Source organism: Adhaeribacter radiodurans, from assembly GCF_014075995.1.
GTDB classification, from domain to species: Bacteria; Bacteroidota; Bacteroidia; order Cytophagales; family Hymenobacteraceae; genus Adhaeribacter; species Adhaeribacter radiodurans.
The window spans coordinates 1,984,591-2,009,585 of record NZ_CP055153.1 but is presented as its reverse complement, the minus strand read 5'-3'; the positions used below and the strand labels follow the sequence as shown (position 1 = coordinate 2,009,585).

The 24,995-nt window shown below is 40.5% G+C and carries 21 protein-coding genes; 16 read left to right on the top strand and 5 right to left on the bottom strand.

The features are described 5' to 3' along the window. The first annotated feature begins 29 nt into the window (after positions 1-29). The 5 genes from HUW48_RS08420 to HUW48_RS08400 all read left to right on the top strand — a co-directional run bounded on the left by HUW48_RS08420 (position 30) and on the right by HUW48_RS08400 (position 4,822). Positions 30-479, top strand: a complete 450-nt coding sequence (locus HUW48_RS08420) for a hypothetical protein (RefSeq protein WP_182415257.1) — start codon at positions 30-32, stop codon at positions 477-479. Between the two features lie 337 nt (positions 480-816). Further along, on the top strand, positions 817-1,824 hold the full coding sequence (locus HUW48_RS08415; RefSeq protein WP_182415256.1) for a sensor histidine kinase: 1,008 nt from the start codon (positions 817-819) through the stop codon (positions 1,822-1,824). After that, entirely contained in the window at positions 1,821-2,462 is a 642-nt protein-coding gene (locus tag HUW48_RS08410; RefSeq protein ID WP_182415255.1) for a response regulator transcription factor, read from the top strand. The genes HUW48_RS08415 and HUW48_RS08410 overlap by 4 nt, the downstream gene beginning before the upstream one ends. Positions 2,463-2,758: 296 nt before the next feature. Then, entirely contained in the window at positions 2,759-3,460 is a 702-nt protein-coding gene (locus HUW48_RS08405) for a pseudouridine synthase (protein ID WP_182415254.1), read from the top strand. Positions 3,461-3,814: 354 nt separating this feature from the next. After that, positions 3,815-4,822, top strand: coding sequence for an SDR family oxidoreductase (locus tag HUW48_RS08400; protein WP_182415253.1), 1,008 nt, complete (start codon positions 3,815-3,817; stop codon positions 4,820-4,822). 169 nt (positions 4,823-4,991) lie between these two features. Here HUW48_RS08400 and HUW48_RS08395 read toward each other — a convergent pair whose 3' ends face one another. Next, positions 4,992-5,339, bottom strand: coding sequence for a hypothetical protein (locus HUW48_RS08395; RefSeq protein ID WP_182415252.1), 348 nt, complete (start codon positions 5,337-5,339; stop codon positions 4,992-4,994). A 334-nt stretch (positions 5,340-5,673) separates the two neighbouring features. Between HUW48_RS08395 and parS the strand changes: the two genes are divergently transcribed. The 4 genes from parS (at position 5,674) to HUW48_RS08375 (ending at position 10,173) form a co-directional block, all read left to right on the top strand. After that, positions 5,674-6,180 (top strand): type II RES/Xre toxin-antitoxin system antitoxin, encoded by a 507-nt coding sequence (gene parS, locus HUW48_RS08390; RefSeq protein WP_182415251.1) that lies wholly within the window; start codon positions 5,674-5,676, stop codon positions 6,178-6,180. Then, positions 6,177-6,641 (top strand): RES family NAD+ phosphorylase, encoded by a 465-nt coding sequence (locus HUW48_RS08385; protein WP_182415250.1) that lies wholly within the window; start codon positions 6,177-6,179, stop codon positions 6,639-6,641. Before parS ends, HUW48_RS08385 begins: the two co-directional genes overlap by 4 nt. Positions 6,642-6,757: 116 nt before the next feature. Then, complete coding sequence (locus tag HUW48_RS08380) at positions 6,758-7,585, top strand: transposase (RefSeq protein ID WP_182412169.1); 828 nt, start codon at positions 6,758-6,760, stop codon at positions 7,583-7,585. Between the two features lie 413 nt (positions 7,586-7,998). After that, positions 7,999-10,173, top strand: a complete 2,175-nt coding sequence (locus HUW48_RS08375; RefSeq protein WP_182415249.1) for a penicillin acylase family protein — start codon at positions 7,999-8,001, stop codon at positions 10,171-10,173. Positions 10,174-10,449: 276 nt separating this feature from the next. On the opposite strand, the gene HUW48_RS08370 is transcribed toward HUW48_RS08375, so the two are convergent. After that, positions 10,450-13,851 carry a DEAD/DEAH box helicase gene (locus HUW48_RS08370; protein WP_182415248.1) on the bottom strand — a complete coding sequence of 1,134 codons (3,402 nt, stop codon included), beginning with the start codon at positions 13,849-13,851 and terminating at the stop codon, positions 10,450-10,452. Between the two features lie 310 nt (positions 13,852-14,161). On the opposite strand from HUW48_RS08370, the gene HUW48_RS08365 reads away from it, so the two are divergent. From HUW48_RS08365 to HUW48_RS08350, 4 genes are all read left to right on the top strand, one after another. Continuing rightward, a complete protein-coding gene (locus tag HUW48_RS08365) occupies positions 14,162-15,841 on the top strand; it encodes a GMC oxidoreductase (RefSeq protein WP_182415247.1) in 1,680 nt (559 codons plus the stop codon). Positions 15,842-15,871: 30 nt separating this feature from the next. Next, positions 15,872-16,471, top strand: a complete 600-nt coding sequence (locus HUW48_RS08360; protein WP_182415246.1) for a gluconate 2-dehydrogenase subunit 3 family protein — start codon at positions 15,872-15,874, stop codon at positions 16,469-16,471. Positions 16,472-16,741: 270 nt separating this feature from the next. Then, positions 16,742-17,197, top strand: coding sequence for a cold-shock protein (locus HUW48_RS08355; RefSeq protein WP_182416316.1), 456 nt, complete (start codon positions 16,742-16,744; stop codon positions 17,195-17,197). A 350-nt stretch (positions 17,198-17,547) separates the two neighbouring features. Continuing rightward, the gene (locus tag HUW48_RS08350; protein ID WP_182415245.1) at positions 17,548-18,138 is read left to right on the top strand and encodes a hypothetical protein; all 591 of its coding nucleotides are present in this window, start codon (positions 17,548-17,550) and stop codon (positions 18,136-18,138) included. 484 nt (positions 18,139-18,622) lie between these two features. Here HUW48_RS08350 and HUW48_RS08345 read toward each other — a convergent pair whose 3' ends face one another. Continuing rightward, entirely contained in the window at positions 18,623-18,832 is a 210-nt protein-coding gene (locus HUW48_RS08345; RefSeq protein WP_182415244.1) for a Sec-independent protein translocase subunit TatA/TatB, read from the bottom strand. 526 nt (positions 18,833-19,358) lie between these two features. On the opposite strand from HUW48_RS08345, the gene HUW48_RS08340 reads away from it, so the two are divergent. Further along, entirely contained in the window at positions 19,359-19,910 is a 552-nt protein-coding gene (locus HUW48_RS08340) for a hypothetical protein (RefSeq protein ID WP_182415243.1), read from the top strand. A gap of 103 nt (positions 19,911-20,013) precedes the next feature. Here HUW48_RS08340 and HUW48_RS08335 read toward each other — a convergent pair whose 3' ends face one another. Next, positions 20,014-20,808: a hypothetical protein gene (locus tag HUW48_RS08335; protein WP_182415242.1), complete on the bottom strand. Its 795-nt coding sequence runs from the start codon at positions 20,806-20,808 to the stop codon at positions 20,014-20,016. 217 nt (positions 20,809-21,025) lie between these two features. Continuing rightward, positions 21,026-21,529, bottom strand: a complete 504-nt coding sequence (locus HUW48_RS08330) for a nuclear transport factor 2 family protein (RefSeq protein ID WP_182415241.1) — start codon at positions 21,527-21,529, stop codon at positions 21,026-21,028. Between the two features lie 620 nt (positions 21,530-22,149). Here HUW48_RS08330 and HUW48_RS08325 point away from each other — a divergent pair. Then, on the top strand, positions 22,150-23,940 hold the full coding sequence (locus HUW48_RS08325) for a thiamine pyrophosphate-requiring protein (RefSeq protein WP_182415240.1): 1,791 nt from the start codon (positions 22,150-22,152) through the stop codon (positions 23,938-23,940). 43 nt (positions 23,941-23,983) lie between these two features. After that, positions 23,984-24,979, top strand: coding sequence for an SMP-30/gluconolactonase/LRE family protein (locus tag HUW48_RS08320; RefSeq protein WP_182415239.1), 996 nt, complete (start codon positions 23,984-23,986; stop codon positions 24,977-24,979). Positions 24,980-24,995: the final 16 nt, after the last annotated feature.

The following is a 24,995-nucleotide window of genomic DNA, read 5'->3' as shown; positions in this document are numbered from 1 at the left end:
TAATTAGCAAGGATTCAACAAACAGACAAATGAAAGATTATAAAGAATTTACAATCGGCTGGTTAATTTTTGTTTTTGTGGTGCCTATTCAACTTCTGCTAACTTATTTGTACCTAAATAATATGGGAGACAGACCAATGGATATAAATAGTTACACAATAATTACCTTGATACTTGTTCTGGTATGTTTGCTCTTTTTCGGCCTGACAACCACAATAACTTCGGACTTAATTGTAGTCTCATTTGGCATTGGTCTTATTAAAAAGAAAATAAAATTAAAGAGAATAATGGCTGTAGATATAGTTCAATCACCTTGGTACTACGGTTGGGGCATTCGACTTATTCCGAATGGAACTTTGTATAATATGAGCGGCACGGACGGAGTGGAATTGAAATTTAACGATTCCGACCAAATAATTAGAATAGGTACAAGAAACCCATTGCTCTTAAAAAACGAAATTGAAAAGAGAATGCTGTGAATAAATGGCAACAGTTGCTATTTGGAATAGCAGGAGCCAGTATTCGAATAAGATTTTTTTTTCTCTTTTCGTCTTGTCGCAGAAGACAAGCACCTTTCAAAAGCCAACTACTGCCAAAAGCTTAGTGGCATTTAGACAACATTTAATCTAATAACAGCAGTGCTGATATAGGTAGTACTACCTATAAATATGAGTGCCAATACCTATTTTCTTCCTGCGTTAGCCTGGGTAGATTTGTTAAACCCGAATACCGGAAGAATAAAATTACGTAAATAAAACTCTTACAAAACCCTCCTTGGCCCTTTAAAAAGGAAGCAAGGAGCTTTGATTATATAAAATGGCCGCGCCCGCAAAAAAATCTTCTACTTATTGGTTACCGGTAACTCCGGTTCGGGAAAGCCGTGTCCAGACCAAATCAGTACCAAACACCTCTTTCCAAACGGGAGAGTCAAGTTCGAACGCTCAACCTGTCCTCCAGAATTTACTAATAAGTAGTAAACATAGTCTTCCGGTACAGTATTATTCTGGTTATACCTGGGTAAGCAAGCCCGATTCTTTGTTTAAACAATTTGGGCGAGTACGGTCTGTTTCACCCGTAGAATCCTTAACAGATAAAGGTGAATTATGTATTTCCTGTAGTTTCAGCGCTGAAAAAACACTTGGTTCGAGTAATGAATTACCTGAAAACACTTTTTCGCAGGACCTTTTACAAGCCCAGGAGCAGGAACGCCATAATCTGGCCAATGAACTGCACGATACTTTAGGGCAAAGTGTGATTCTGATGAAGAATCATATTTTAAGATTAAAAAATAATTTACCCGAATCTACCGAAACCATTGAGCAAATAAATACCTTAGCTGAAATGGTAACCGACACGCTTCAAAAAATAAGGGAAATATCGTATGGTTTAAGGCCTTATGAATTAAACTTGTTTGGCCTGACGCATGCTATTCGGAGTTTAACGGAGGACATAGCGGAGGCGGCTTCCTGGCATTTAACTTTAGAGTTACCCAAAATAGAAAACTTGTTTTTAAAAGACCACGAAATTTATGTTTACCGGGTGCTTCAGCAATGCCTGGAGGTAGTACAAAAACAAGCTGCCGCTACAGTGGTAAATTTTGTAGTACAACCTAATCCGGATACAATTGAGTGGCATATTCAGGTAACCGGCCATGCTTCTTTTTGCTCGTTTTTGAAAACTAACAGCAATACCGATTTTAATCTTTTACGCCTGCAAGAACAGCTTAAAATTGTAAGCGGAAGCATTTCATTTACTTTTTCTGCCCCGGAAGTTACTACTATTCATTTAACGATACCTATCCAACCAATTGCCAAACACCCATGAAAAAGCTTAACTTAATTATTGCCGATGATCATCCCATTTTTTTGAAAGGATTGCGGGAAGGTTTGGAAATGGAAGATGATTTTAATGTAGTAGCGCAAGCACATAATGGTCTGGAAGCACTGCACGCCGTGCAAACAAACCGGCCCGACGTGGTAGTGCTGGACATTGACATGCCCCGGATGAATGGTTTAGAAGCCGCCGAGAAAATGCTCGAACAAAACCCTAAATTACCCATCATCCTGCTCACCATGCACAAAGAAAAAGCGCCGTTGCTGAAAGCTTTAGAATTAGGTATTTGCGGCTACGTGCTAAAAGAAAATGCCGTAACGGATATTATGCACGCCATCCGGATTGTGGCAGAGGGCAATCCGTACATTAGCCCGGAAATGTCGGCTTTTTTGCTCCGGAAACCACAAAACGTTCAGAAGCAAAAAACTCAGGAGGCCATGGAATTGCTCACTCCTGCCGAAAGACAAATTACCCAATTAATCGCCCAATATAAAACCAGTAAAGAAATTGCCGACGAGTTATTTATCAGCGAAAAAACTGTTTTTAACCACCGCATGAATATTTCTAAAAAATTAAATTTAACAGGTAAAAATTCCCTGCTCCGCTTCGCCTTAGAACATTTTGCATAAAACAGATTGGGTAATGAGGGTACCTATCCGGGGTAAAGCCCCCCTCTCCTAGTCGAAAAGTTGGCGCGAGCGTCCACCCTCGTGTTTAACTATTTGGTAGGCCTCTGGCCGGGCAAACCGATAAACAGCAATTAAAGAGAATCTGCAACAAATTCCTACCGGCCAGAGGCCGGACGATAGTCATCACGAGCGAGGCGTGCTCGCGATATAACCAATGCTACTTATTAAGTTATTAGAAGTAACTTTGGCGAGAGAAAATGATATAACTTTTTCCATAATCATTTTCTATTTTAAGAATGAAAAATCTTACGGCTTCGCTCAAACATTTTATCGTTCAGAAACTAAGAATTTCTAACCAGCAAGCATTAGACTACATTCTGTCGGGTCGGGTGCAGGTGAACGGGAAAAAAGGCGCGTTGCAACAAGCTTTGCTGCCCGAAGATGAAGTTACCTTTGAAGAGCAAGTATTAAAACAACCCACAGCCTACCTCTACCTGGCCTATTACAAACCCCGGGGCATTGAATCTACGTTGAACCCAGCTATTCAGAATAATTTAGGGGCCGCTTTACCATTCGAGCAACGGGTGTTTCCCGTAGGGCGCTTAGATAAAGAGTCGGAAGGATTAATGCTGTTGACCAACAACGGAAAGATTTACGACAGAATTATTCATGCCGAGAGCCACCAGGAAAAAGAATATCGGGTAACTGTTAACAAACCGCTAACCTCCGCGGCTCTCGAACAATTAACGGCAGGAATAACTATTATGGGTAAAAAGACCCGTCCTGCCCGAGTACAACCCATAGATGATAATACTTTTTCTATTATCCTTACCCAAGGCCTTAACCGCCAAATCCGGCGGATGTGTTACAAACTTCATTACGAGGTACAGCAACTCGTCCGGGTACGAATGATAAATATTCATTTGGGCCAACTAAAACCCGGAGAATGGCGCTTTTTGAGTCCGCCGGAAATCCAGGATTTAAATCAAACTAAATAAAGAGATACAAGTATCAAGATAGTAGACTTTTGTAAGTTAAACACCTGATTAAAAATAATATACTAAGCTTATATTAACATTTAAATAGTAATTTTTTTTATCAAAAAAGAAGTAAAACTTTAAAACCTGGCTTACTTTATAACACTTTTCTTTTTAAGAATTTAATAGAAACAATCCTATTCCGAATAAATTGGAGATAGGCGTTTTTGCTATATATAACGGCGGTTAAAAGAAATTTTTAGTTTAGTAATTCCAAAATACTTTCTTAGGCAAAGCCAGGTAAATTCCTATTTTTCAGAAACATTCTGCTTGCTCATTAGTTTAACCTTAAAATATCCGAAAATTTACTAAACTATGAAAGAAGCAGTTAAAATGAGCCGGCGAAAAGCCATTAGCGGTTTAGGAGCGGGGTTTGCTACCGCCGCTATAAGTCCGGTATTATCCGTTAGCGGGGAACCAAATCCCGTAAATTCTACCGCCGAACCCCTCGAAAATCCTAATAGTAAATATCCCAAACCACCATTTAATGGACAGTCACAACCCTGGCCGGGATTAGCCAGCAAAATGGATCCCAAGCCAGATCACGGGGAGAAAAGTTATAAAGGCTCCGGTCGCTTAAAAGGCCGGAAAGCATTAATTACCGGCGGCGACTCGGGTATAGGCCGGGCCGCTGCTATTGCCTATGCCCGCGAAGGTGCCGATGTGGCCATTAACTATTATCCCTCCGAAGAACCAGATGCCAAGGAAGTAATTGAATTAATTAAAGCTGAAGGCCGGAAAGCCATTGCCATTCCGGGCGATTTGCGTGACGAGGCTTTCTGCCAGAAAATGGTAACTGAAGCCGTAAAAGGATTAGGCGGACTGGATATTTTAGTAAGCAACGCGGCACGGCAACAAACCCGGGCATCCATTCTGGAGGTTTCTTCGGAAGATTTTGATGCTACCATGAAGACCAATATATACGCTCCTTTTTGGATTATTAAAGCTGCTCTGCCGCACTTACAGCCCGGTTCCGTTATAATTGGAACCACCTCCGAGCAAGCCACCGATCCTTCGCCGGAATTATACGACTACGCGCAAACTAAAGCTGCTACCACTAATTACGTGCGGTCGCTGGCCAAACAACTCGCCCCCAAAGGTATTCGGGTAAACGGAGTAGCCCCCGGCCCCATCTGGACACCATTGCAGGTAAGCGGCGGTGCGACGCAGGAAAAATTAAAAAAATTCGGTGGTGACACACCTATGGGCCGACCTGGTCAGCCGGTGGAATTGGCTTCTATTTACGTGCAATTAGCTGCCAGCGATGCTAGTTACGCCACTGGGCAAATTTACGGTGCCACCGGTGGCGGCGGACAACCTTAATGTGATTGTTCTTAATAAGTTGCTCGTTTCTTGACCTATCCATTATTGGTATCCAGAAATTAACTGTCAGTTATAATTAAAACCACTTTCGCCAGAGTAATTATTCCTTATATTTAATTTTAATTGTAATAAAAGGAGCAGCGTAAGGCTGCTCCTTTTTTGTTTTATTTTAAGCTGTTTCGCTAGTTTTACTGCTTACCCGGATAAAGCCCTGATCATACATTCTTTTCTGCGTATCTGGATCTATCTCATACCAAATATCGAGCACATAGGCAGGAGTATAATAAGTAGTAGCAAATTCTTCCTGATCGTTAATAGCTTTATAATCGTTCACCATTTCGTATCCTTCGGCTACAGCCTGGTAGTGGGCATCTTCCTCGTCATCCAACTCCTCCAGGTACCGGTTATATACGTCGTGGTAAGCATCCGTAATACTTTCGTATAAGCGTTGCAGTTGAGAGGAACTAAAGTCCATGTATCCTTCACTATCCTTCGTCCAGGTGCCTTGTAATTGCATGTAAGTTAAAATTTATTGATAAAATCCTTAACGAATTTATATAAGATAAAGCTGAAAAACCTACTCTTAAAACGGCATTTCGCTCCGGTATAATAGTTAAATAGTAAATTTCTATAAGCCCTGAAGGATTGCAAGCGAAAACAACTATTCCTTACTTCTAGCAAAAAGTAATTGCTCAGTTATATAAGCAATATTATTAATATAAGTAATTCAGCTTTTAAATTTAAATAAAACCCATTTGTCAGAAGCAGAATTTTCCTGCATAAACTTTATTCAGACATTTGTCGTTACTATAAAGACAATATTCTTTATATTTACAAAAAGCAAAATAATAATGAAAACTACCGGGGAGAAAAAGTTAGCTTCTGATCAGGTTAGCAGGAAGAAACGAACCACGAACGTTACTACTCTATTAAAAGAAGAACCTGTTTCTGGTTTATTCCACTCCGAAGAGGAAAAAGAAGAGCAAAATATATTTTCCCTGATTCAGGCAGTGCGAGCCGGCGTGCATTTTAACTTATTTCAAGAATTTGCGGCCGATGTACCTTTCTCGCAAGCCGAGTGGTCGCAGTTTCTGCACTTGTCCGAGAAAACCTTACAACGCTATAAAAAGGAAGAAAGCACCTTCGATCCGCTACAATCCGAACGGATTTTAGAAATAATTCATTTATTTAAAAAAGGAATAACCGTTTTCGGCGACAAAGAAAATTTTAATACCTGGTTAACAACTAGTAATGTTGCTTTAGGCAATATAAAGCCTAAAGATTTATTAGATAGCAGCTTTGGCATTCATTTATTGCAAGATGAGTTAATCCGAATCGAATTCGGCGTATTTGCATGATCGTTTTCCGGTTGAGCAAGCAACTATACTGCACCGACTTGTCGGGAACCGGAGCATTTAAAGCAGGCGGTCGTTGGAATAGTAAAGGTACTGCCCTGGTTTATACCGCCGATTCGCGGGCATTGAGCATGGCCGAAGTAGCCGTTCATATTCCGGTGGGAATGCTACCAAAAGATTATTTTCTGGTGAGTATTGCCATCCCGGATGATTTTATTAGCGAAGTAGATAGAAACAGCCTTCCTCCTGATTGGAACGTATTTCCGCACCCCATTTCTACCCAACAATTTGGCGATAATTTTGTAAAAACTGGCAAATCCTTAATCCTGAAAGTTCCCTCGGCAGTTGTTCCCGGCGACTTTAATTACCTGATAAATCCGCAGCATCCATCCATGAACCAGGTAAGCATAGTGGGAGAACCAACGCCATTCCCTTTCGATAACCGATTGTTTCAAAAAAAGTGAATTTATTTTACAGGATAGTGTCAGCTTAGTTTGAAGTTGTTTAGAGTTTTAAAACTACCAAAGAAATAGGAGTGTAAAAGAGTTTGCAAAGACACTTTACACAAGTTCCTATTTCAATGGCAGTATTAAGCGAAGATAAAATAAATCGGTGGATAGTTCCATATTTGAGCCAAGGAAAGAGAGGCAGTAAATTACAAGTAGCACCAGCAGCCATTATTTCAGGTATTTTATATCGGTTGAAAACAGGCTGTCAATGGCGAGAGTTACCCCTAAAAGAAATATTTACTGGCCCAACCATTAGCTGGCAAGGCGTGTATCATCATTTTCGAAAGTGGGTAAATGATGGGAGTTTTAAGAATGTATGGCTTGGCCTACTAAAAAGCCAGCGTTGCTTACTAGATTTATCAGGTGTTCAGTTAGATGGTAGTCAGACTATCTGTAAGCAGGGAGGGGAATGCATTGGTTATCAAAACAGGAAAGCGGCCAATAGTTGCAATAGCCTGTTTTTAGCTGATAACAAAGGGCAGATGCTGGCTTGTAGTTTACCAGTATCAGGAGCCCACCATGACTTGTATGAGATTGAAGTAGTATTTAAAGAATTATGTAATTTATTGAAAGAAGCAGGTATTGAAACTAAAGGTTTATTCTTAAATGCCGATGCCGGATTTGATTCCCAAGCTTTTAGAAGTATATGTTCAGAAATGAAAATAGAAGCTAATATTGCCACTAATCCCAGGAATGGCCAAATCACGGATGAATATATTTATTTTGATGAACAACTCTTTAAGCAGAGAAATGCCATTGAAAGAGCTAACGCCTGGATGGACAGCTTCAAAGCTTTGCTCATTCGATTCGAAACCAAAGCACTACACTGGTTCGTGCTTATTTTAATTGCTTTCTCCGTCTTATTTATTCGTAAAATCCCTAATAAACCAAAACTCTAAACAAGTTCTATGTTTAAAAGGAAACTTGCTAATAAGTCGGTTATAAATTTATTATTGAATAGCTGTTATAAATTAGAATCGGAAAATAGCCGACTGAGACTAGAAATCTAACAAGTTTCCTTCTGAATAACAATTAGCAGTACAGATTCTACTATTTACCAAAAGAGGTGATTTGCTTAAGTCTTTCCCTTGTAAAAAATTTACTAAAACATTCCCCCAAGTTTTCTTCTGTTCTTACCAATCTTTAGAAATTATCTTGTTATAAAATTAACTGGTTAGCTATTCTGAAAATAAAGTAAATTTTTAAAGAGTTATATAAATAAATAGGTTTCCTGAGGTCGAATTTATAAATATGTGCTTAGGCAACTGCTTTGGTTGGTTGCTCTTATTTGTACCAGAATTTGTGTTTCCCTATGAAAAATTTACTTTTTCTTTTATTCCTCCCGCTTCCCTTATTGGCCCAAAAGTTTACTCCCACAGAGATTAATCGTTGGCAGCAACAGGCCAAACAAGCAACCATTATCCGCGACAATTACGGTGTTCCGCATATTTACGGCAACACCGATGCCGATGCCGTTTTCGGGTTACTATACGCGCAGTGCGAAGACGATTTTAAGCGGGTGGAGATGAACTACATAGAAAAACTGGGTCGAATGGCCGAAGTAAAAGGGGAGCCGGAACTGTATAAAGATTTGCTCATTCGCTTGCTTATTGATTCTACGGATGCTATTGCTGATTACAACAAAGCCGAGCCCTGGCTCAAAAAATTATTAAACGCTTACGCCGATGGCATTAATTATTACTTGTACAAAAATCCGAAGGTAAAACCGGCTTTGCTGTACCGCTTTAAACCTTGGTACCCCTTACTCTGGACCGACGGCAGCATTGGGGCTATTAATACCGCTGATGTTACGGTTACCGAGTTAAAGAATTTTTATACCGGCTTTCCGAATTTTTCGAGTGCTATTCCAAAAAAAGCAGAGTTACCGAGCGGCTCCAACGGATTTGCTTTTGCACCGGCCAAAACCGAATCGGGTAATGCTATTCTGTACATCAACCCCCACGTTACGTTTTATTTCAGGCCCGAAGTACAGGTACAAAGTAAAGAAGGCTTAAATGCATACGGAGCGGTTACCTGGGGTCAGTTTTTTGTATACCAGGGATTTAACGAACACTGCGGCTGGATGCATACTTCCGGCAACACCGACGTAGCCGACCTGTACGAAGAAAAAATAGTAAAGAAAAACAAAGCCTTATTTTACCAATTTAACAACGACTTAAAGCCAGTTACCCAAAAAAAGATAAGTATCCGTTACTTAGATGGTGCTGCCTTAAAAACTAAAACAATTAATACTTATTACACCCATCATGGCCCAATAATGACGCAACGGAATGGCAAATGGATTAGCTTAAAATCATATAACCGGTCTATGGTTAGTTTAGTCCAAAGCTGGCAACGTACTAAAGTGCAAAGTTTTGAGGAGTACAAAAAAGCAATGGATTTAAAGGCCAACACCTCTAACAATACCGTTTACGCCGATGATAAAGGCAACATTGCTTACTGGCACGGTAATTTTATTCCGGTAAGAGACACTAAGCTCGATTGGTCGAAACCCGTAGATGGCAGCTTAGCCGCTACCGAATGGAAGGGGCTACACAAAGTAGACGAATCAGTGCACCTGTATAACCCAGCTAGCGGCTGGATTCAGAATTGCAACTCCACTCCTTTTACCGCTTCAGGGACCAGCAGCCCGAAAAAAGAAAAATACCCGGCTTACATGGCACCCGATGGGGAAAATTTCAGGGGAATTAATGCGGTGAAAATTTTTAATAACAGTGGTAAATATACTTTAGAAAAAGTAATTGCTGATGCCTACAACACCCACCTGGCGGCTTTCGATGTGCTGCTGCCCGCCTTACTAAAAGCCTACAATGCCAATAAAGCCACTGCCACGTACCAACCTCTGGCCGGACCTATTAAAATACTAACCGAATGGGACCGCAATTCTTCTGAAACATCCGTGGCTACTACTCTGGCTATTGAATGGGCGCAGAAACTAAGTCCGGCCATCCGGCAAGTTTACATTGATCAAGGCGACGCTGACCAGGTACAAAAAACGGAGAAATTTGCAGAAACCGCTACCGCCGATCAGTTATTAGCCCCGTTGCTGGAAGTAAAACTGGAACTACAAAGTAAGTTCGGGAAGTGGCAGATTGCCTGGGGGGACATAAACCGTTACCAACGCCTTTCAGGTGATATAGATCAAAAATTTGATGATACCCAGCCTAGCCTGCCCAGTGGTTTTGCACCTTCTACCTGGGGATGTTTGCCTTCATTCGTTAGCCGCACTTATCCGGGCACTAATAAACGCTACGGTTACAACGGCAACAGCTTTGTATGCGCCGTAGAATTTGGCAAAAAAATAAAAGCTAAATCTTTACTAGCGGGCGGTAACAGCGGCGATCCTGCTTCCAAGCATTTCAACGATCAGGCACTCATGTACACTAAAGGTCAATTTAAAGATGTGCTGTTTTACAAAGAAGACGTAGAAAAACACGCCGAGAAAACGTATCACCCCGGCGAGTAGATAAACGAAGACTCAGGATAAAAAGTAAATTTTATTGCTCGAATTCACTTTCTTATTTATATAATCACCTAGAAATTGATAATATTTGAGTTGGTTCTGTTGTGCTTAGAGTTAGCGCTAAGCGCTCTAAGCACTTTCCGGACAGCCAATCTCCTGATTGGCGTAGAATAGCATCTGTTTACTGGTTAAACGCCAATCAGGAGATTGGCTGACCCTATATGCGTAGTGATCCCTTTCGCGAACACTACGCATAACAGCACGATAATTTGGTATCCATCAACCAAACAATCCAAGCAAATCCTGTTTAGTCAAAGATTTTAGCAGGGTATTATCGGTTTTAATTACTTCTTGTACCAATTCTTTTTTGGTTTCTTGTAGGGTTCTGATTTTTCCCTCCACGGTGTCGGGGCAAATTAAGCGTACGGCTACTACGTTTTTGTTTTGCCCGATGCGGTAAGTACGGTCGATTGCTTGGTTTTCTACGGCGGGGTTCCACCACGGATCTACCAGGTACACGTAATCGGCGCGGGTTAAGTTAAGGCCGGTGCCACCCGCTTTTAAACTGATTAAAAATACCCGGATGTTATCATTGTGCTGGAACGAATTTACTACTCCCGACCGATCCCTAGTTTGGCCGGTAAGTATAGTAAAAGGTATATTGCGGGTTATTAATTCTTTTTGAATTAATTCCAGCATGGAAACAAATTGAGAAAATACCAAAATTTTATGATGAGGGGCTTTGCCTTCGATTTGCTCTAATAAGGTTTCAATTTTAGCGGAAGCATTAACGTTATAATCACCTGTAGAGAGCAAGGCCGGCGAATTGCAAATCTGACGCAGTTTAGTAAGCCCGCGCAACACGTGCATGCTGTTCTTCTTAATTTCACCCTCGTCCTGCGCCGAAATATAATCCCGGATTTCCCTCTCGGCTGCTTCGTACACGCGGCGTTGCTCCAGACCCATTTGGCAATAAATAATCATTTCAGTTTTATCGGGCAGTTCCTGGGCGACCTGCTCTTTAGTGCGCCTTAAAATAAACGGACTTACCTTTCGCTGCAATTCAGCTGCCCGACGGCTATTTTTAAACTTATCAATCGGGGTAGAATAATGATCCCGGAAATATCGTTTATTTCCCAATAAACCGGGGCAAGCAAACGAAAGCTGGCCGTACAAATCGAAAGTATTGTTTTCGATGGGCGTACCCGTGAGTACTACTTTGTTCCGTGATTGCAGCAATCGTACTGCCTTATAACGTTGCGATTCGGGATTTTTAATATTCTGCGATTCGTCGAGAAAAATGTAATTAAAATTGTACTCTTTTAACAACCGGACATCCGACAACAAGGTACCGTAAGAAGTAAGTACTATTTCGTATTGATCCAGTTCTTTTAGGTTTATTACCCGATTGGAGCCATGAACAATTAAAATTTTTAAAGAAGGGGCAAACTTATTTACTTCTTCCTGCCAGTTAAACAATAAAGACGTAGGTACCACCACCATATTGGTATTAAATTTACTTTTTTCGCGTTGCAACAGAATAAAAGCCAATACCTGAATGGTTTTACCTAAACCCATATCATCGGCCAGGCAACCCCCAAAGTTAAATTGATCCAGGAAATTCAACCATTTTAAGCCTTCTTTTTGGTAATCGCGCAAAGTGGCTTGTAAACCAAAAGGTACGTCCACCTCCGGGATGGCTTCAAAATGAGCTAACTGCTCGTGGAAATACGCTATTTCGGTGCGTACTTCCTGGCTTAGCACTTCGGTTTCGTACAACTCGGTAAGGCCTGAAAAGTTGATTTTAGGCGTACGTATTTGTTCACCCACAAATTCGCCGGCTTCAAAATACGAGGCAATCCGGGTAATCCATTCTTCGGGAATAATGCCTTGGCTGCCATCGTCGAGTTTAACGAATTTACTTTTGTTCCGGATAGATTGGTGCAGGTACTTTAATGGCACTTTCTGTTTCCCAAACCGGATATCAACTGCCGTATCGAACCAATTTATTCCACTCGTAACCAGAATCGTTATTTTAGCCTTGTTTGGGTTTAAGTTGTTATTTTTAAGTTCTTTAAAACCCAAAATAGTAATTCCCTGTTGCTGCCAGTTATCAAAAGCATCCAAAAACCAGCCATTCTCCAGAAAGCGCGTCCGGTGCAGGTAAAAACAATCCAGGTGTAATTGCTCGTAAAAGAAGGGATGTTCTTGCAAAACGGCGGCCATCAGCTTACTTTCAGCTTCTTCGTCGCGCGCCAAAGTAAAAGCATTTCCCCGGGCATCCGTAGCATAAATCTGCTTTTTAGAATGGATGGGAATTTCCAAAGGGCCGTAGCGCATTACGGGGGTAATCAGAATAAAATCCTCCGACTCGCTCAGGTAAATCAGCCATTCGCGCGTTTCATCGAAACCGTAGTCTACTACTTGTTTTTCGGTGGCCGGTTTCACGTACGAATAATTTATCCGGATTTTACTTTCCAGGTTAGCCAGAATGGTTTCCCGGAACTCCGCAAATTTAGACTCGTGAATTAGGATTTTATGATGCCGTTTTTTAAAGAACTGAATAATCCGAATAAAATCATGACTCTGAACCAAGTACAGGTTATTTTTTAATTGAATAAAATACTCGTGTTTAACGAATAGCTTGAGTAAATTGATTTTTTGTTCCTGAATGGTAAGGTGGCCGGTAATCTGGTAAAATTGATCTTTTACTTCTACATCCAATTCCAGGTTTACGGGTGCATTTTGCAGTTGCACCGGCACTAAAGTAGAGGCTTCTATTCCGCCCGCAGTTTTTTTGGGTTGATGCAGGTAAAAGCTTAAGCCCAACGGGTTTCTAACCAAAGCTTTCAAGGCTTCCCAATCCGACTCAGCCGGGTCGGTGTGGTAATTCTTTTGAAACTTAGTTATAGCCGAATAAAACTTTACTTCTTCTGGACTTTCCGTGAGCCAAATTAAATCAGAAGGAGAAATAGCATGTAAAGGGTTTTTAATTTTACCTTCCTGGGTGGTAGTTGCCTGGTATAATTCTAGGTAAAGATGCTTGTAATATTTATGCTCGGTTAAAATAACAATCAGGCGCGCCGTTTCTTTAATGGCTACTTGAGTGGGTACAAGCAATTTAGGGGCTGGCAATAATGCTTCTGCTAAATAAGCCTTTGTTTCGGCATTTACGGGTAGTAATTCTTTTTGCCGGGGTGTTACCGTAAGGGTTTTATTGGAGTACTCCAGTTCGAAATATTCATCTAAGTTTTCGGCATCGGCCAAACCGTAATCGCGTGCCGTCGGTTTTATTTTCTCGCGCCGCAGTTGAACATCAAAAAACGCCCGCAACTCCGGCCGGATAGTTAAGGCTTGCAGCACCTGGGCCTGGTGGGCGCATAAACTAATCTTAGGTGCTGCACAAGGGCAGGACAGCCAAATAGTTTCCGGGTACTGTACTACTTTTACCTCCGGAATTGCCTCGGTTCTGCCCGAAAAAGTAAAAGCCCCATGGTTTAAAGTTAGAAACGTGGGATAAACTTCGTAGGAGGAACCAATGGTGGCGAGTACTTCCGGGGCACTGTGTTTTACTATATCTTTATAAGTAATGGTGGTTATGCTGGTACCTTCCAGGATATAATCGGTTGTTGGCGTCTTATTTTTTTCCTGGTTTTTTACTATTTGTTCTTTCTCCCGCATTATTCCTTAACGATCTGGTCAGAAAGTTACGCATAAAGTATTTTATTTTTAAGAAATAGCTTTTCGCCCGGATTCCCGCACTCGCCTCCTTACACGCAACATTCAATCTTAACAAAGGAATGCCACCTAAAAAAATTAAAAAAAGTTTTTAAGTAAATAGTTAGAATATATTACCACAAATAAATATATTTCTAAGCTGTAGATTCCCAATGGCTTAAAACTGATTCAAGTTTAGCTTTTTCCCTGCTTCAGCATGTATCTACCATTACTTTTAAATCAATTAACAATCAATTCAGGTAAAAATTTAATTATGGCTACACAAACTTATGATGCAATTGTAATTGGCTCCGGGGTGAGCGGTGGCTGGGCAGCAAAAGAGCTGACCGAAAAAGGTTTAAAAGTATTAATGTTGGAACGGGGCCACAATGTAGTGCACGTAAAAGATTACGTTAACGCTACCAGAACGCCCTGGGATAACAAGTACCGGGGCTATATGCCGCAACAAGCTATTATGGAGGCAGCTATTGCCGCCAAAGATAAATCGGTTTACTCGCCGGGTAAGTTTAGTGTTTCTACCGAGGTAGAAGGAGCGCCTTATACTCAAACCAAGCCATTTAACTGGTACCGGAGCTATAACGTGGGCGGCAGATCATTAATGTGGGGGCGGCAAAGTTACCGTTTCAGCGAAATGGATTTTGAAGGAAATGCGAAAGAAGGTATTGCCATTGACTGGCCCATCCGCTATAAAGATTTGGCCCCCTGGTACAGTTACGTCGAAAAGTTTGCCGGCATCAGCGGTAACAAAGATAATTTACCCCAACTACCCGACGGGGAATTTATGCCGCCTATTAAATTAAACTGCGTGGAGCAGGATATATCTACTAAAATAACGGCTCATTTTAAAGGTAAGCGCACCATGATTAGCGGCCGTACCGCCAACTTAACCCAACCCCTAGGCGACCGCAACTGTTTAAGCCGGAGTAAATGTGCCTTAGGTTGCCCTTACGGCGGTTATTTTAGCACCCAATCCTCTACCCTGCCTGCCGCTATGAAAACCGGTCGGTTAACCTTACGACCTTTATCCATAGTAACCCGCATTTTATATGACCGGGACAAAAAGAAAGCAACCGGGGTAGAAATTATAGATGCCGAAAGTAACCAAACTTACCAGTTTAAATCTAAAATTGTTTTTGTTTGCGCCTCTACCTTAAATTCCACCTGGTTGCTCATGAACTCGGCTACCGAGGTCTGGCCCGGTGGCTTAGGCAGCAGCAGCGACCAATTAGGTTATAATTTAATGGATCACCATTTAGGCGTTCGGGTAAGTGGTGAAGCGGAGGGCTTTGAGGATAAATATGTTTATGGCCGCAATCCATCGGGTATATACGTGCCGCGCTTCCGGAATATAAACGGCGAAAAAAGTGAATTTTTACGAGGGTACGGTTACCAAGGCTCGGCTAGTAGGGGCAATTGGACTCGTAATGTAGCCGAATATAGCATTGGCGCAGATTTAATGGAGGCAATTACTGAGCCAGGCAACTGGACTTTTGGCATGGGAGCTTTTGGGGAAATGCTACCCTACCGCGAAAATAAAGTTACGCTAAATATAAAAGATGTCGATAAATGGGGGCTGCCTACTTTAACCATTGATTGCGAGTTAAAAGAAAACGAAAGAAAAATGCGCCTGGACATGCTGGAAGCCGGCAAAGAAATACTGGAAGCCGCGGGTCTAAAAAATGTAAACGGCAATGACCCGGGCTACAAACCAGGTGGCGCTATTCACGAGGTAGGCACTGCCCGCATGGGTCACGATCCCAAAACATCAGTATTAAATAAATTTAACCAGATTTGGGATGCTAAAAATGTATTTGTAACGGATGGTTCTTGTTTTACTTCCTCGGCCTGCCAAAATCCTTCCCTTACTTTTATGGCCATTACGGCCCGGGCCGCCGACTTTGCGGTGAGTGAATTAAAAAAACAAAATATTTAAGAAATCCTTAACCGTAATTTATAACTGAACATGAACAGAAGAGAAGCCTTATCTAAAGTAGCCTTAATAGTAGGTGGCACCGTAATTGGCGGCGAGGCTTTTGCGGCGGGTTTACACCTAAACCAGAATGCCCACCCGAGCTCGTTATTTACCCCGGAAGACGAGAAAATACTACACGAAATCGGGGGTATTATTTTACCTGCTATTAATGGTAAGCCCGGCGCAAATGACGCCAACATTGGACCGTTTATGGCTATGATGGTTTCGGATTGCTATAGGGAGGACCAGCAAAAAGTATTTACCGCCGGACTCCATCGAATTAAAATTGATTTTAAAACAGCCTATGGCAAAAATTTTCTGGAGGGAGATACAAAATCTCAGCTCGAATATCTAAAAAAACTGGACGCGGAGCAGAGGGCAAATACCTTGGAAACAAAGCCTGGCCGAAGAGAGTATCTAACGGTAGATGGCCCGCCGGTTCACTTTTTTACCATGATGCGGCAGCTTACCATATTAGGATTTTGCACATCGGAGATTGGGGCCACCAAAGCTTTACGGTATGTTGAAGCCCCCGGACGTTATGATGGGAACGTACCCTACCAAAAAGGGCAAGGTGCCTGGGCTACTTAATACTTATTTAAGTAAAAAATTAACAATTCTAAACTCCAATATATAAATATTTATAGAACATTACTCCGCTCTATCCTTTTTTAAAATCTGGCTCAAAAACAAAGTAATAAATTCTTGTTTAATGGAATTATGATCAATTATCGCCAGTTGTAATAGATATCTTTAAGAAATACGGTAAAAGAAAAGTTTATTTCTTATCTTTATTAAGAATCCATAGCCGGCCGTATGACGCACATACGGTCTAAGCGCACAAACCCTAAAAAACAAAGCATGGGCAGATCACAGGAAACCTTTAATAAAAAAGAAAACGAAAAGAAAAAGCAAAAAAAACGGCAGGATAAAGAAGAAAAAAGAGAAGAGCGTAAAGCAAATGCCAGTAAAGGTCAAAGTTTAGATTCGATGATCGCTTACGTAGATGAATTTGGCAACTTCTCCTCTACTCCCCCTGATCCGAAATCAAAAAAAGATATTGCCCTCGAAGATATTCGGATTGGCGTACCCAAACAGGAAGACATACCTGTTGAAACTACCCGCCAAGGAGTTGTATCATTCTTTAACGAATCTAAAGGATACGGCTTTATTAAAGATCAGCAGACGCAGGAAAGTATTTTTGTGCACCAGAACGGTTTAGTTGATGCCATCAAAGAAAATAATATGGTAACCTTTGAAGTGGAATCTACTCCGAAAGGATTAACGGCAGTGAACGTTAAAAAGGCCGTTAAATAAACGATGATGCTGGTGTAAAAGGTGTTCTAACCCTTTTACACCAGGAAAATCAATTTTTCTTAAGCTTTATTTTTTACTAAACGGAACATCCGTATACTCAAAACCACTACTGCGGCGGGCAAAGCTAAAGCCGATATTATTTTCATTGGATCCATAAAAAAACGTATTTTTAAGTAAAAATTTATTTAGCAAATAGCCTTTCAACAGAATATCTCTAAATCTATTTTGTGCAGTTCTTTACTTACGATCGTATTATTAATTTAGGTTCAGTTGCTTTTCTTTTATTCTTATTCATTTGTAATATAAATTGTACTTTTTAAAGCGCCCTAAATTCCTTAGACTAGTATTTTATGCAAAAACTTGTACTATCTAGTATCTGGCTTTTGTTTTTATTTTATTCATTACTGGGCTACTCGCAGAAACTAACCCGTTCTTTAGAAAAAAGAGTGTTAGTAAAAACTAATTTGTTCAGTTTAATTGCTCAAAAACCTACCTTTTCGTTAGAAAAAATCTTTAAGCGAGGATATAGTGCCGAAATTTCTTTTGTCCAAGGCGAATTCAATTTTTTCTTTTTCACGGACCATTATCAATACCAAGGCTTTTTAATAAGAACAAAAAAGTATTTGGGGGATATGGAATTTAGTAAATTAAATCCGTACATGGCCGTTTACACAGGAACCTTGAAGCGCACCATTCAAACGGAAGGGCAATCGAATAATGCTGGTTGGTTTGGTTTTTCAACTAGAAATTTTTCTTCTAATTCTATTCGGGGAGGCGGCTCATTCGGCTTAGCTTATTTTTCTAAAAGTAAAATAGTATTGGACGGGCAAACCAGTTTAGGTTATGGCCGGTACATTCACCTTAACCAAGCCAATCCTAACACCTACGCTAAGGGCTACTTAGATATGCAAGTTTGGCTTTCGGTGGGTTATGCTTTTTAGTAAGTAATACTAAACAAGTATCAACCAATTTTCTTGCTCCATAATGTTAAATTAAAATAATTTAATTAGCAGGCTTATAGGTTTACATAAGCACTTACTTATACAAACAGGCATTAGCTGTATAGGTAACAACATTCAATAATATCTTTCTACTGTTTTCACCGTTTATTTCAGTCCTTGAGAAGGAAATTTGTTGGCTAAGTAGCTCACGAATTGGAATAGAATAGCTCCTTTCCACAGGGGGGATTTCTTATCCCGAATGAATGGTATTATTATTTTTAACTGTCTACTACTTGAGTTGCAGCAGGTAATAAAGAAGAGGTTAAAAAGGTATGTTTATAGGTAAATAAAATTTTAGGCAGCCTCAAAAATAACCTGAAGCAATGGCCAGGATTAATTTATTTGAAGGCTGCCTATAATTATAATTTTGTCCGGATAGCTTATTTGCTACTTTTAATACAGCAAAGTGCCAGAAATTCAGCTTTTAAAGCTGTTCCTTTCTATCTTTTTCGACTGTATTTTCTATTTCATTTTTAATTCCGTTCGTGGCATCTTTAAACTCCCGAATACCTTTACCCAATCCCCGGGCGAGTTCCGGAATACGTTTGGCTCCAAAAAACACTAATACCACCAGGAGAATAACCATTAGTTCAGAGCCACCAACGTCTCCTAAAAACAAAAATACTGTTGCCATGATTTAATTATTTAAATTTTATTCAGTAATCTCTTTATTTTCCAATATTGCTCCTGCCAAGCTATTCCCCTTATTGGATTCATCATTAAACTATATACCAGGCAGTCGGTTTATTTAAATTTAAAACCGGAATAAGTAATCTATCATCATTTCGGTAACGCTTAATTCGCGTTTCTTAGTATAACGGAACAGATGGTAGTATAACAACTTTTTAAAAGCAACTAAAGGTTCAAATGCACGATAGAAAACACCTCACTTTTTCCTCAAAATCAAATTATTACCTAAATTACATCATTTTGCCGGTAACCCTAAATTGGAACTGAAAAATACATTAAATTAACTATTAACCTTAGCAGTGGTTAAGTATTTGGGACTGGAGAAAAACTGAATTTTAAAGTACTTGGGCGATAACTCAAATCTATAATACCTACAACCATTATTTTGCAAAAACAAATACCGATCCTGACAGTTAACCAATATTAAAAAACAGGGTATAATCTTAAGACTACCTGGATAAAATATTCGTATGTTTTCTGCTTGCCCACCCACATTAAAATCAGACATTTATAAAGCGGAAGCTTTTCTTAGACCCAACCGGGTGGCCAAGGAAGCTTTTCTGGAAAATATTAAATATTTATTAGCTTCGTTAAACCTGGAAGAAAATTCGGAGAGAAAAGAAATAGAATTGTTGGATCTCTTGCATAATCTATTTTTACCTTCAACAGATAGAGAAGATTCTGAAAACAGCAGCCCCATTTGTTACGCTCATACTTCCGGATTACGTAACGATTTTCTGGATCCATTCACCGTGCCGCAAAACAATCCTCCCAAAAACGGTTCGGGCAATAACCGTTTACAAGATAATCCTGAATTAGCATCTGCCATACAGAATATCAAGCGTGCAATTGTACTTACGGTTAAAGCTACAAACCCCAAATCTTCTGCTACCAGGATCGAAAAGCATGTAGCGCATCTGGTGTACCAACTTTATGATCTTACTCCGGCAGAGATTAAGATTATGGAAGAAAATGATGACTTAGCTAGAACTAAGCGTCATTCGGCAGATACCCAAAATTAAGGTAGAGTTTAATAATGCTTATCGCTCAACGGATTGTAAGGATAAATCAACTGTAGGTAGTTGGGTTTCGCATTGCCAAGCTATAAAGAACAATGAAATACTATTATTTAGTAGCAACTGCTTTATTCGTTTTTCCAGTTACCTTTTCAAATACATCTGAAAACGTTGAAATTGTTTTTCCGGTAGCATCCTTTATGGTGCCCTCCCAATATAGCTTATTATTTTCTACCCGTTGGATAATTTCTGCCTTATCGATTTTATTAATGGGGAAAGAAGCATATTCGAATTTAGGATACATTTTGTTTCCTTGCATGGTATAAGTGCCCATCATGGCATTTTCAAATTTTTTATCCCGATGGCTTATCCGAATCCAGTGGGTAGGAGTAATTACCTGGAACCGGGTGGCCGTAGCGTTGGTATGCGAGTCTTTTGTTCCATCTGCCATGGTATACGAGGAGGATAGCTGGTTCCAGGTGCCAATAGAAGGGTTGGCAGCAAAAGATTTTTCTGATTTTACCTTTTGCCATACTTCATCTATAGGGATCCTGGTACCATCGCCTAATATTAAAGTTCCTTTCTGATAAAACTTGTCGCCACTAACTTTATAAGTAAAATCCGTTTTTACTTTACCATAATCTTCCCAGGAGCCTACCTGAATGTTTTCAACGTATTTATCTCCGTTTAAAGTATAGGTTCCACCTGAAGACCGGATAAATTTACTTGAATCTTCCTTTACAGATTCGGTATATAACATCCAATGGGTGGGCGTAATAATTTTAATGGATCTTAAAGTATCTGTGTCTGTTTGCATTTGCCAGGTTCCTACCAAGGGATTTTGGGCGAATGACTGCCACGCGCAAATTAAAAATATAACTAGAAAATAGAGTTTTGTTTTCATACCAGTAAGGATTAATAATTAAAAACCATGAAAAATTTAAAGAGGTGATTTTAGAAGTTTCCTGGAGCATAAATAAAAAACCACCTTTATAGAAAAGATTTAACTAAATAAAAAAGTAATTCGTGAATGCTGACCAGGTAGATTAAAAACAGGTATGCTTAAAATAATAACCAGTCAGCATTCTGGATTATAGAAAAATCATAAAAGCGTTATTAACTTAATGAGCTTCTTGCATTACACCTTTATATAGCCGGACATCATGCGAATGATCCAGGAAGCCTTGCAAGCGCGTTATTTTTCCGTTTTGAACTGTTAATACATGTACCCAGTCTTGTTCAAAGGATTCTCCAGCGACTTTGGTAGTACCGCGGTCATGGCCTAAAACTACCACCTTATCACCTTGGGCAATAAATTCACGTGGTTCAAAAGTTTCAAATTTTATGTTATCATTAATAATAGCAAAGATGTTCCGGACTTGTTCCTTACCCCGAAACGTACCGGAAATGGGATTAACCTCCGGGTTGCCCGAAAAGACAAATTCAATTTCATCAGAATAAGTGTTCAAAAGGTTAGGAATGTCGCCTTTCAAAAATAGAGCATAACCTTGTTGTACCAATTGGGTGTTTTCCTGAATATTCATAATGGTGAATGGGTTTAGGTGAAGGGCTGCCACGAAAGAATCTGGTACCGCATCCCAATAAGTACCAGACCTGTTTAACATCTCAAACAGAAAAATTTATTAAAAACAGTAGCTACGCTTGGCTTTGATCTGTGCTTCTCGCTTATGCTTAACAATGTTTTTTAAGAAGCAGTAGGGCGAATATTAGAATTTGTAAAGAAGCAAAACGGCAGAATCTACCTTATATCAGATTAAGAGATTAAATGAAGATCCTGCAAGAGGTATCTCACGGAAGCGCCTTTTATGCAACCTCAACTATATAATTGCAAACTTAGTTGAGTGAATGGAAATAGAATGGGATAAATGAATTAATAAAAAGTAATAGCCAGATAATTACTATTAGTTTAAAGTTAATAAAATTTTATTAGTAAAAACAAATTCTTTATTAAAATTTTTACATGAAAACTTCCTTAAATTTTGTAGCATTGCTGGCAACAGCATTTGTGTATAAACCCATACTATTGATACAGAAATTACTACTATACTTATTTTGTTTAAAACAATAATTCAAGTCATCGTTCTCACTGGTACCAGGTTAACCTACTTCCTTTTTAAAATTTAAGTTGTTAGGTTAGTTTTTATAAACTTCTGTAAATACTTACCTTTTTTTCGGCAGTAAGTCAATCATTTACGTTTGTTACCCTTAAAACCGGAAATAAGCGATGAAAGAAAATGTAAGTGATTTTTTGGTGAAGCGTCTGCAAGCCTGGGGAGTAAAACGGATATTTGGTTATCCGGGGGATGGCATAAATGGCATTATGGGCGCTTTAAACCGGGCTTCCGAAACCATTGATTTTGTGCAGGTACGCCACGAAGAAATGGCTTCTTTAATGGCTTGCGCGCACGCTAAATTTACGAAACAAGTAGGGGTTTGCCTGGCTACTTCCGGACCGGGTGCCATTCACTTATTGAATGGTTTGTACGATGCCAAATTAGACCACCAGCCGGTGGTGGCCATTGTGGGGCAAAAAGCTTTAAAATCTTTGGGCGGCAACAGCCAGCAGGAAATAGATTTAATGTCTTTGTTTAAGGATGTGGCGTCCGAGTATATCCAAATGGCCGTAGATCCGGCTCAAATCCGACACTTAATTGACCGGGCTTTCCGGATTGCTTTATCCCAAAGAACCGTTACCTGTATTATCATCCCGAATGATTTACAAACCAAAGAATACGAAAATCCGCCGCACGAACATCAAACTATTCATTCAGGCGTAGGTTTCTCGGCACCTAGAGTTATTCCGCAAAAAAATGATTTACTACGTGCCGCGGAAATTATAAACGATGGTAAAAGGGTAGCAATTTTGGTGGGTTCCGGTGCCATTCATGCTGCCGAAGAGGTAAAACAGGTTGCCGATCTACTAGGTGCCGGCGTAGCCAAAGCATTTTTAGGAAAAGCCGCCTTACCAGACGATTTGCCTTATGTTACCGGTGCTATTGGTTTGTTTGGCTCCAATGCCTCGCATTACATGATGCAAAACTGCGATACCCTGCTTATGATTGGCTCCAGTTTTCCGTACGCCGAATTTTTACCCGAAGAAGGCAAAGCCCGTGGAATTCAGATTGAATTGGATGGCCGCATGCAAAGTATTCGCTACCCCATGGAAGTAAACCTTACCGGCGACAGTGCCGAAACCTTACAAGCCTTACTCCCCTTATTAAATAAAAAAACCGACCGTACCTGGCAACAGCAAATAGAACAGCAAGTAAAAGACTGGTGGAACCTGGTGCAGGAATACGCCTCGCACCCAGCCAATCCGGTAAACCCTAGGTTGTTGTTTCAGGAGTTATCGCCCCGCTTACCCGATAATTGCATTTTAGCTTCCGATTCCGGTTCGTCTTCCAGCTGGACGGCCCAGCACATTCGAATCCGGGAAGGCATGCAATTTTCGGTTTCGGGTACTTTGGCTACCATGGGTTGCGCCGTTCCGTACGCCATAGCGGCTAAATTTGCGCATCCTAATCGGGCAGTATTTGCCTTTGTGGGGGATGGTGCCATGCAAATGGGCGGTAACGACGAGCTATTAACTATTCAAAAATACTGGCGACACTGGCAAAACCCGCAATTGATTGTACTGGTATTAAATAACCGCGATTTAAACTTTGTAACCTGGGAACAACGCCTGATGCAGGGTGAGCCTAAGTTCGACGACTCGCAGGTATTACCTGATTTTAATTACGCGCAGTACGCTGAAAATATTGGTTTAATAGGTATTCGGGTAGAACAACCTGATCAGGTAATTCCGGCGCTGGAAAAAGCCTTACAAGCCGATCGTCCCGTAGTAATTGATGCCCTCACTGACCCGGAAATACTGGTTTTTACCCCGCAGGTAGCCACCAAATTTGCTTCTGAACTTGCAGAGGCCATAAACAAAGGAGACACCGCTGCTCAGCAGCACCTGGAAGAACCTTTACGACATGCTGTTCAGGAAGAAATCAAAAAAGAAAAAGAATAAAATTTAAATAATTGGCCCAGTTCTAAAAGCTATAACTACCTCTATGAAAGAAATAACCAAAGTAGCTTCCTTTAAAGGAATTCAGGTAACTGGCGTTACCATCAGCACCCACGGACGCTTATTCGCCAATTTTCCGCGGTGGCACGAAAACCTGCCTTTTTCGGTAGTGGAAGTTAACCTGAATGGAGAGTACCACCCCTACCCCAATGCCGAATGGAATACCTGGAACGGCAAACCCGAGGAAAATAAATTTACCTGCGTGCAGTCCGTAGTAGCGCACGAAAATTCTTTGTTTGTGCTGGACCCAGCCAGTCCCATGATGAAAGGTGTAGTAGGCAACGCCATGTTGTATGAGTTCGATTTAACCACCAACGAATTAATTAATAAATGGACGTTCGATAAAACTATTGCCCCGGAAAAATCTTACCTAAATGATTTACGCATCGACCGCGAAGCCGGCAAAATCTACATTACCGAGTCGGGCATTGGAGCCATTGTGGTTTTAGATTTAAAAACTAATATCCCCCGCCGTTTATTAGATAACCATTCTTCTACCAAATCCGAAGATGTGTGGTTAACCGTGGAAGGCGAAAAATGGGTAAAAGAAGGTGAGAAACCGCAAATGCACGCCGATGGTATTGCGCTTTCGCCGGATAAACAATACTTGTACTATCATGCCTTAACCGGTTATACCTTGTACCGCGTACCTACTCAGGCCCTAAATGATGAAAGTTTAAGCGAAGAAGAATTAGCGGGAAAAGTAGAAAATCTGGGCAAAACCTCCGCTCCCGACGGTATGATGTTCGACCACCTGGGCAATTTGTATTTGGGCGATTTAGAAAAAAACGCGGTGCTGTACCGGACTCCGGAAGGAGAATTAAAAACTTTGGTGCAGGATACCGAGTTAAAATGGCCTGACACCTTTACCATTGATGAGCAGGATAATTTTTATGTAACTACCTCCCGCATTCACCAGATGGAGGGAGATATTTCCGAACTGGAATTTAACATTTTTAAAGTGCCGCTTTTCGAAGGCTAAATTCTTTATCCGCCCC

Bases quoted from the DNA above. Each gene is read 5' to 3' on its own strand.
- HUW48_RS08405 (WP_182415254.1), top strand. From the start codon at position 2,759: ATGAAAAATCTTACGGCTTCGCTCAAACATTTTATCGTTCAGAAACTA.
- HUW48_RS08395 (WP_182415252.1), bottom strand. From the start codon at position 5,339: ATGCAATTACAAGGCACCTGGACGAAGGATAGTGAAGGATACATGGAC.
- HUW48_RS08325 (WP_182415240.1), top strand. From the start codon at position 22,150: ATGAAAGAAAATGTAAGTGATTTTTTGGTGAAGCGTCTGCAAGCCTGG.
- HUW48_RS08365 (WP_182415247.1), top strand. From the start codon at position 14,162: ATGGCTACACAAACTTATGATGCAATTGTAATTGGCTCCGGGGTGAGC.
- HUW48_RS08375 (WP_182415249.1), top strand. From the start codon at position 7,999: ATGAAAAATTTACTTTTTCTTTTATTCCTCCCGCTTCCCTTATTGGCC.
- HUW48_RS08340 (WP_182415243.1), top strand. From the start codon at position 19,359: ATGTTTTCTGCTTGCCCACCCACATTAAAATCAGACATTTATAAAGCG.
- HUW48_RS08415 (WP_182415256.1), top strand. From the start codon at position 817: ATGGCCGCGCCCGCAAAAAAATCTTCTACTTATTGGTTACCGGTAACT.
- HUW48_RS08400 (WP_182415253.1), top strand. From the start codon at position 3,815: ATGAAAGAAGCAGTTAAAATGAGCCGGCGAAAAGCCATTAGCGGTTTA.
- HUW48_RS08330 (WP_182415241.1), bottom strand. From the start codon at position 21,529: ATGTTAAACAGGTCTGGTACTTATTGGGATGCGGTACCAGATTCTTTC.
- HUW48_RS08350 (WP_182415245.1), top strand. From the start codon at position 17,548: ATGCAAAAACTTGTACTATCTAGTATCTGGCTTTTGTTTTTATTTTAT.
- HUW48_RS08355 (WP_182416316.1), top strand. From the start codon at position 16,742: ATGGGCAGATCACAGGAAACCTTTAATAAAAAAGAAAACGAAAAGAAA.
- HUW48_RS08345 (WP_182415244.1), bottom strand. From the start codon at position 18,832: ATGGCAACAGTATTTTTGTTTTTAGGAGACGTTGGTGGCTCTGAACTA.
- HUW48_RS08360 (WP_182415246.1), top strand. From the start codon at position 15,872: ATGAACAGAAGAGAAGCCTTATCTAAAGTAGCCTTAATAGTAGGTGGC.
- HUW48_RS08320 (WP_182415239.1), top strand. From the start codon at position 23,984: ATGAAAGAAATAACCAAAGTAGCTTCCTTTAAAGGAATTCAGGTAACT.
- HUW48_RS08420 (WP_182415257.1), top strand. From the start codon at position 30: ATGAAAGATTATAAAGAATTTACAATCGGCTGGTTAATTTTTGTTTTT.
- parS (WP_182415251.1), top strand. From the start codon at position 5,674: ATGAAAACTACCGGGGAGAAAAAGTTAGCTTCTGATCAGGTTAGCAGG.
- HUW48_RS08335 (WP_182415242.1), bottom strand. From the start codon at position 20,808: ATGAAAACAAAACTCTATTTTCTAGTTATATTTTTAATTTGCGCGTGG.
- HUW48_RS08380 (WP_182412169.1), top strand. From the start codon at position 6,758: ATGGCAGTATTAAGCGAAGATAAAATAAATCGGTGGATAGTTCCATAT.
- HUW48_RS08370 (WP_182415248.1), bottom strand. From the start codon at position 13,851: ATGCGGGAGAAAGAACAAATAGTAAAAAACCAGGAAAAAAATAAGACG.
- HUW48_RS08385 (WP_182415250.1), top strand. From the start codon at position 6,177: ATGATCGTTTTCCGGTTGAGCAAGCAACTATACTGCACCGACTTGTCG.
- HUW48_RS08410 (WP_182415255.1), top strand. From the start codon at position 1,821: ATGAAAAAGCTTAACTTAATTATTGCCGATGATCATCCCATTTTTTTG.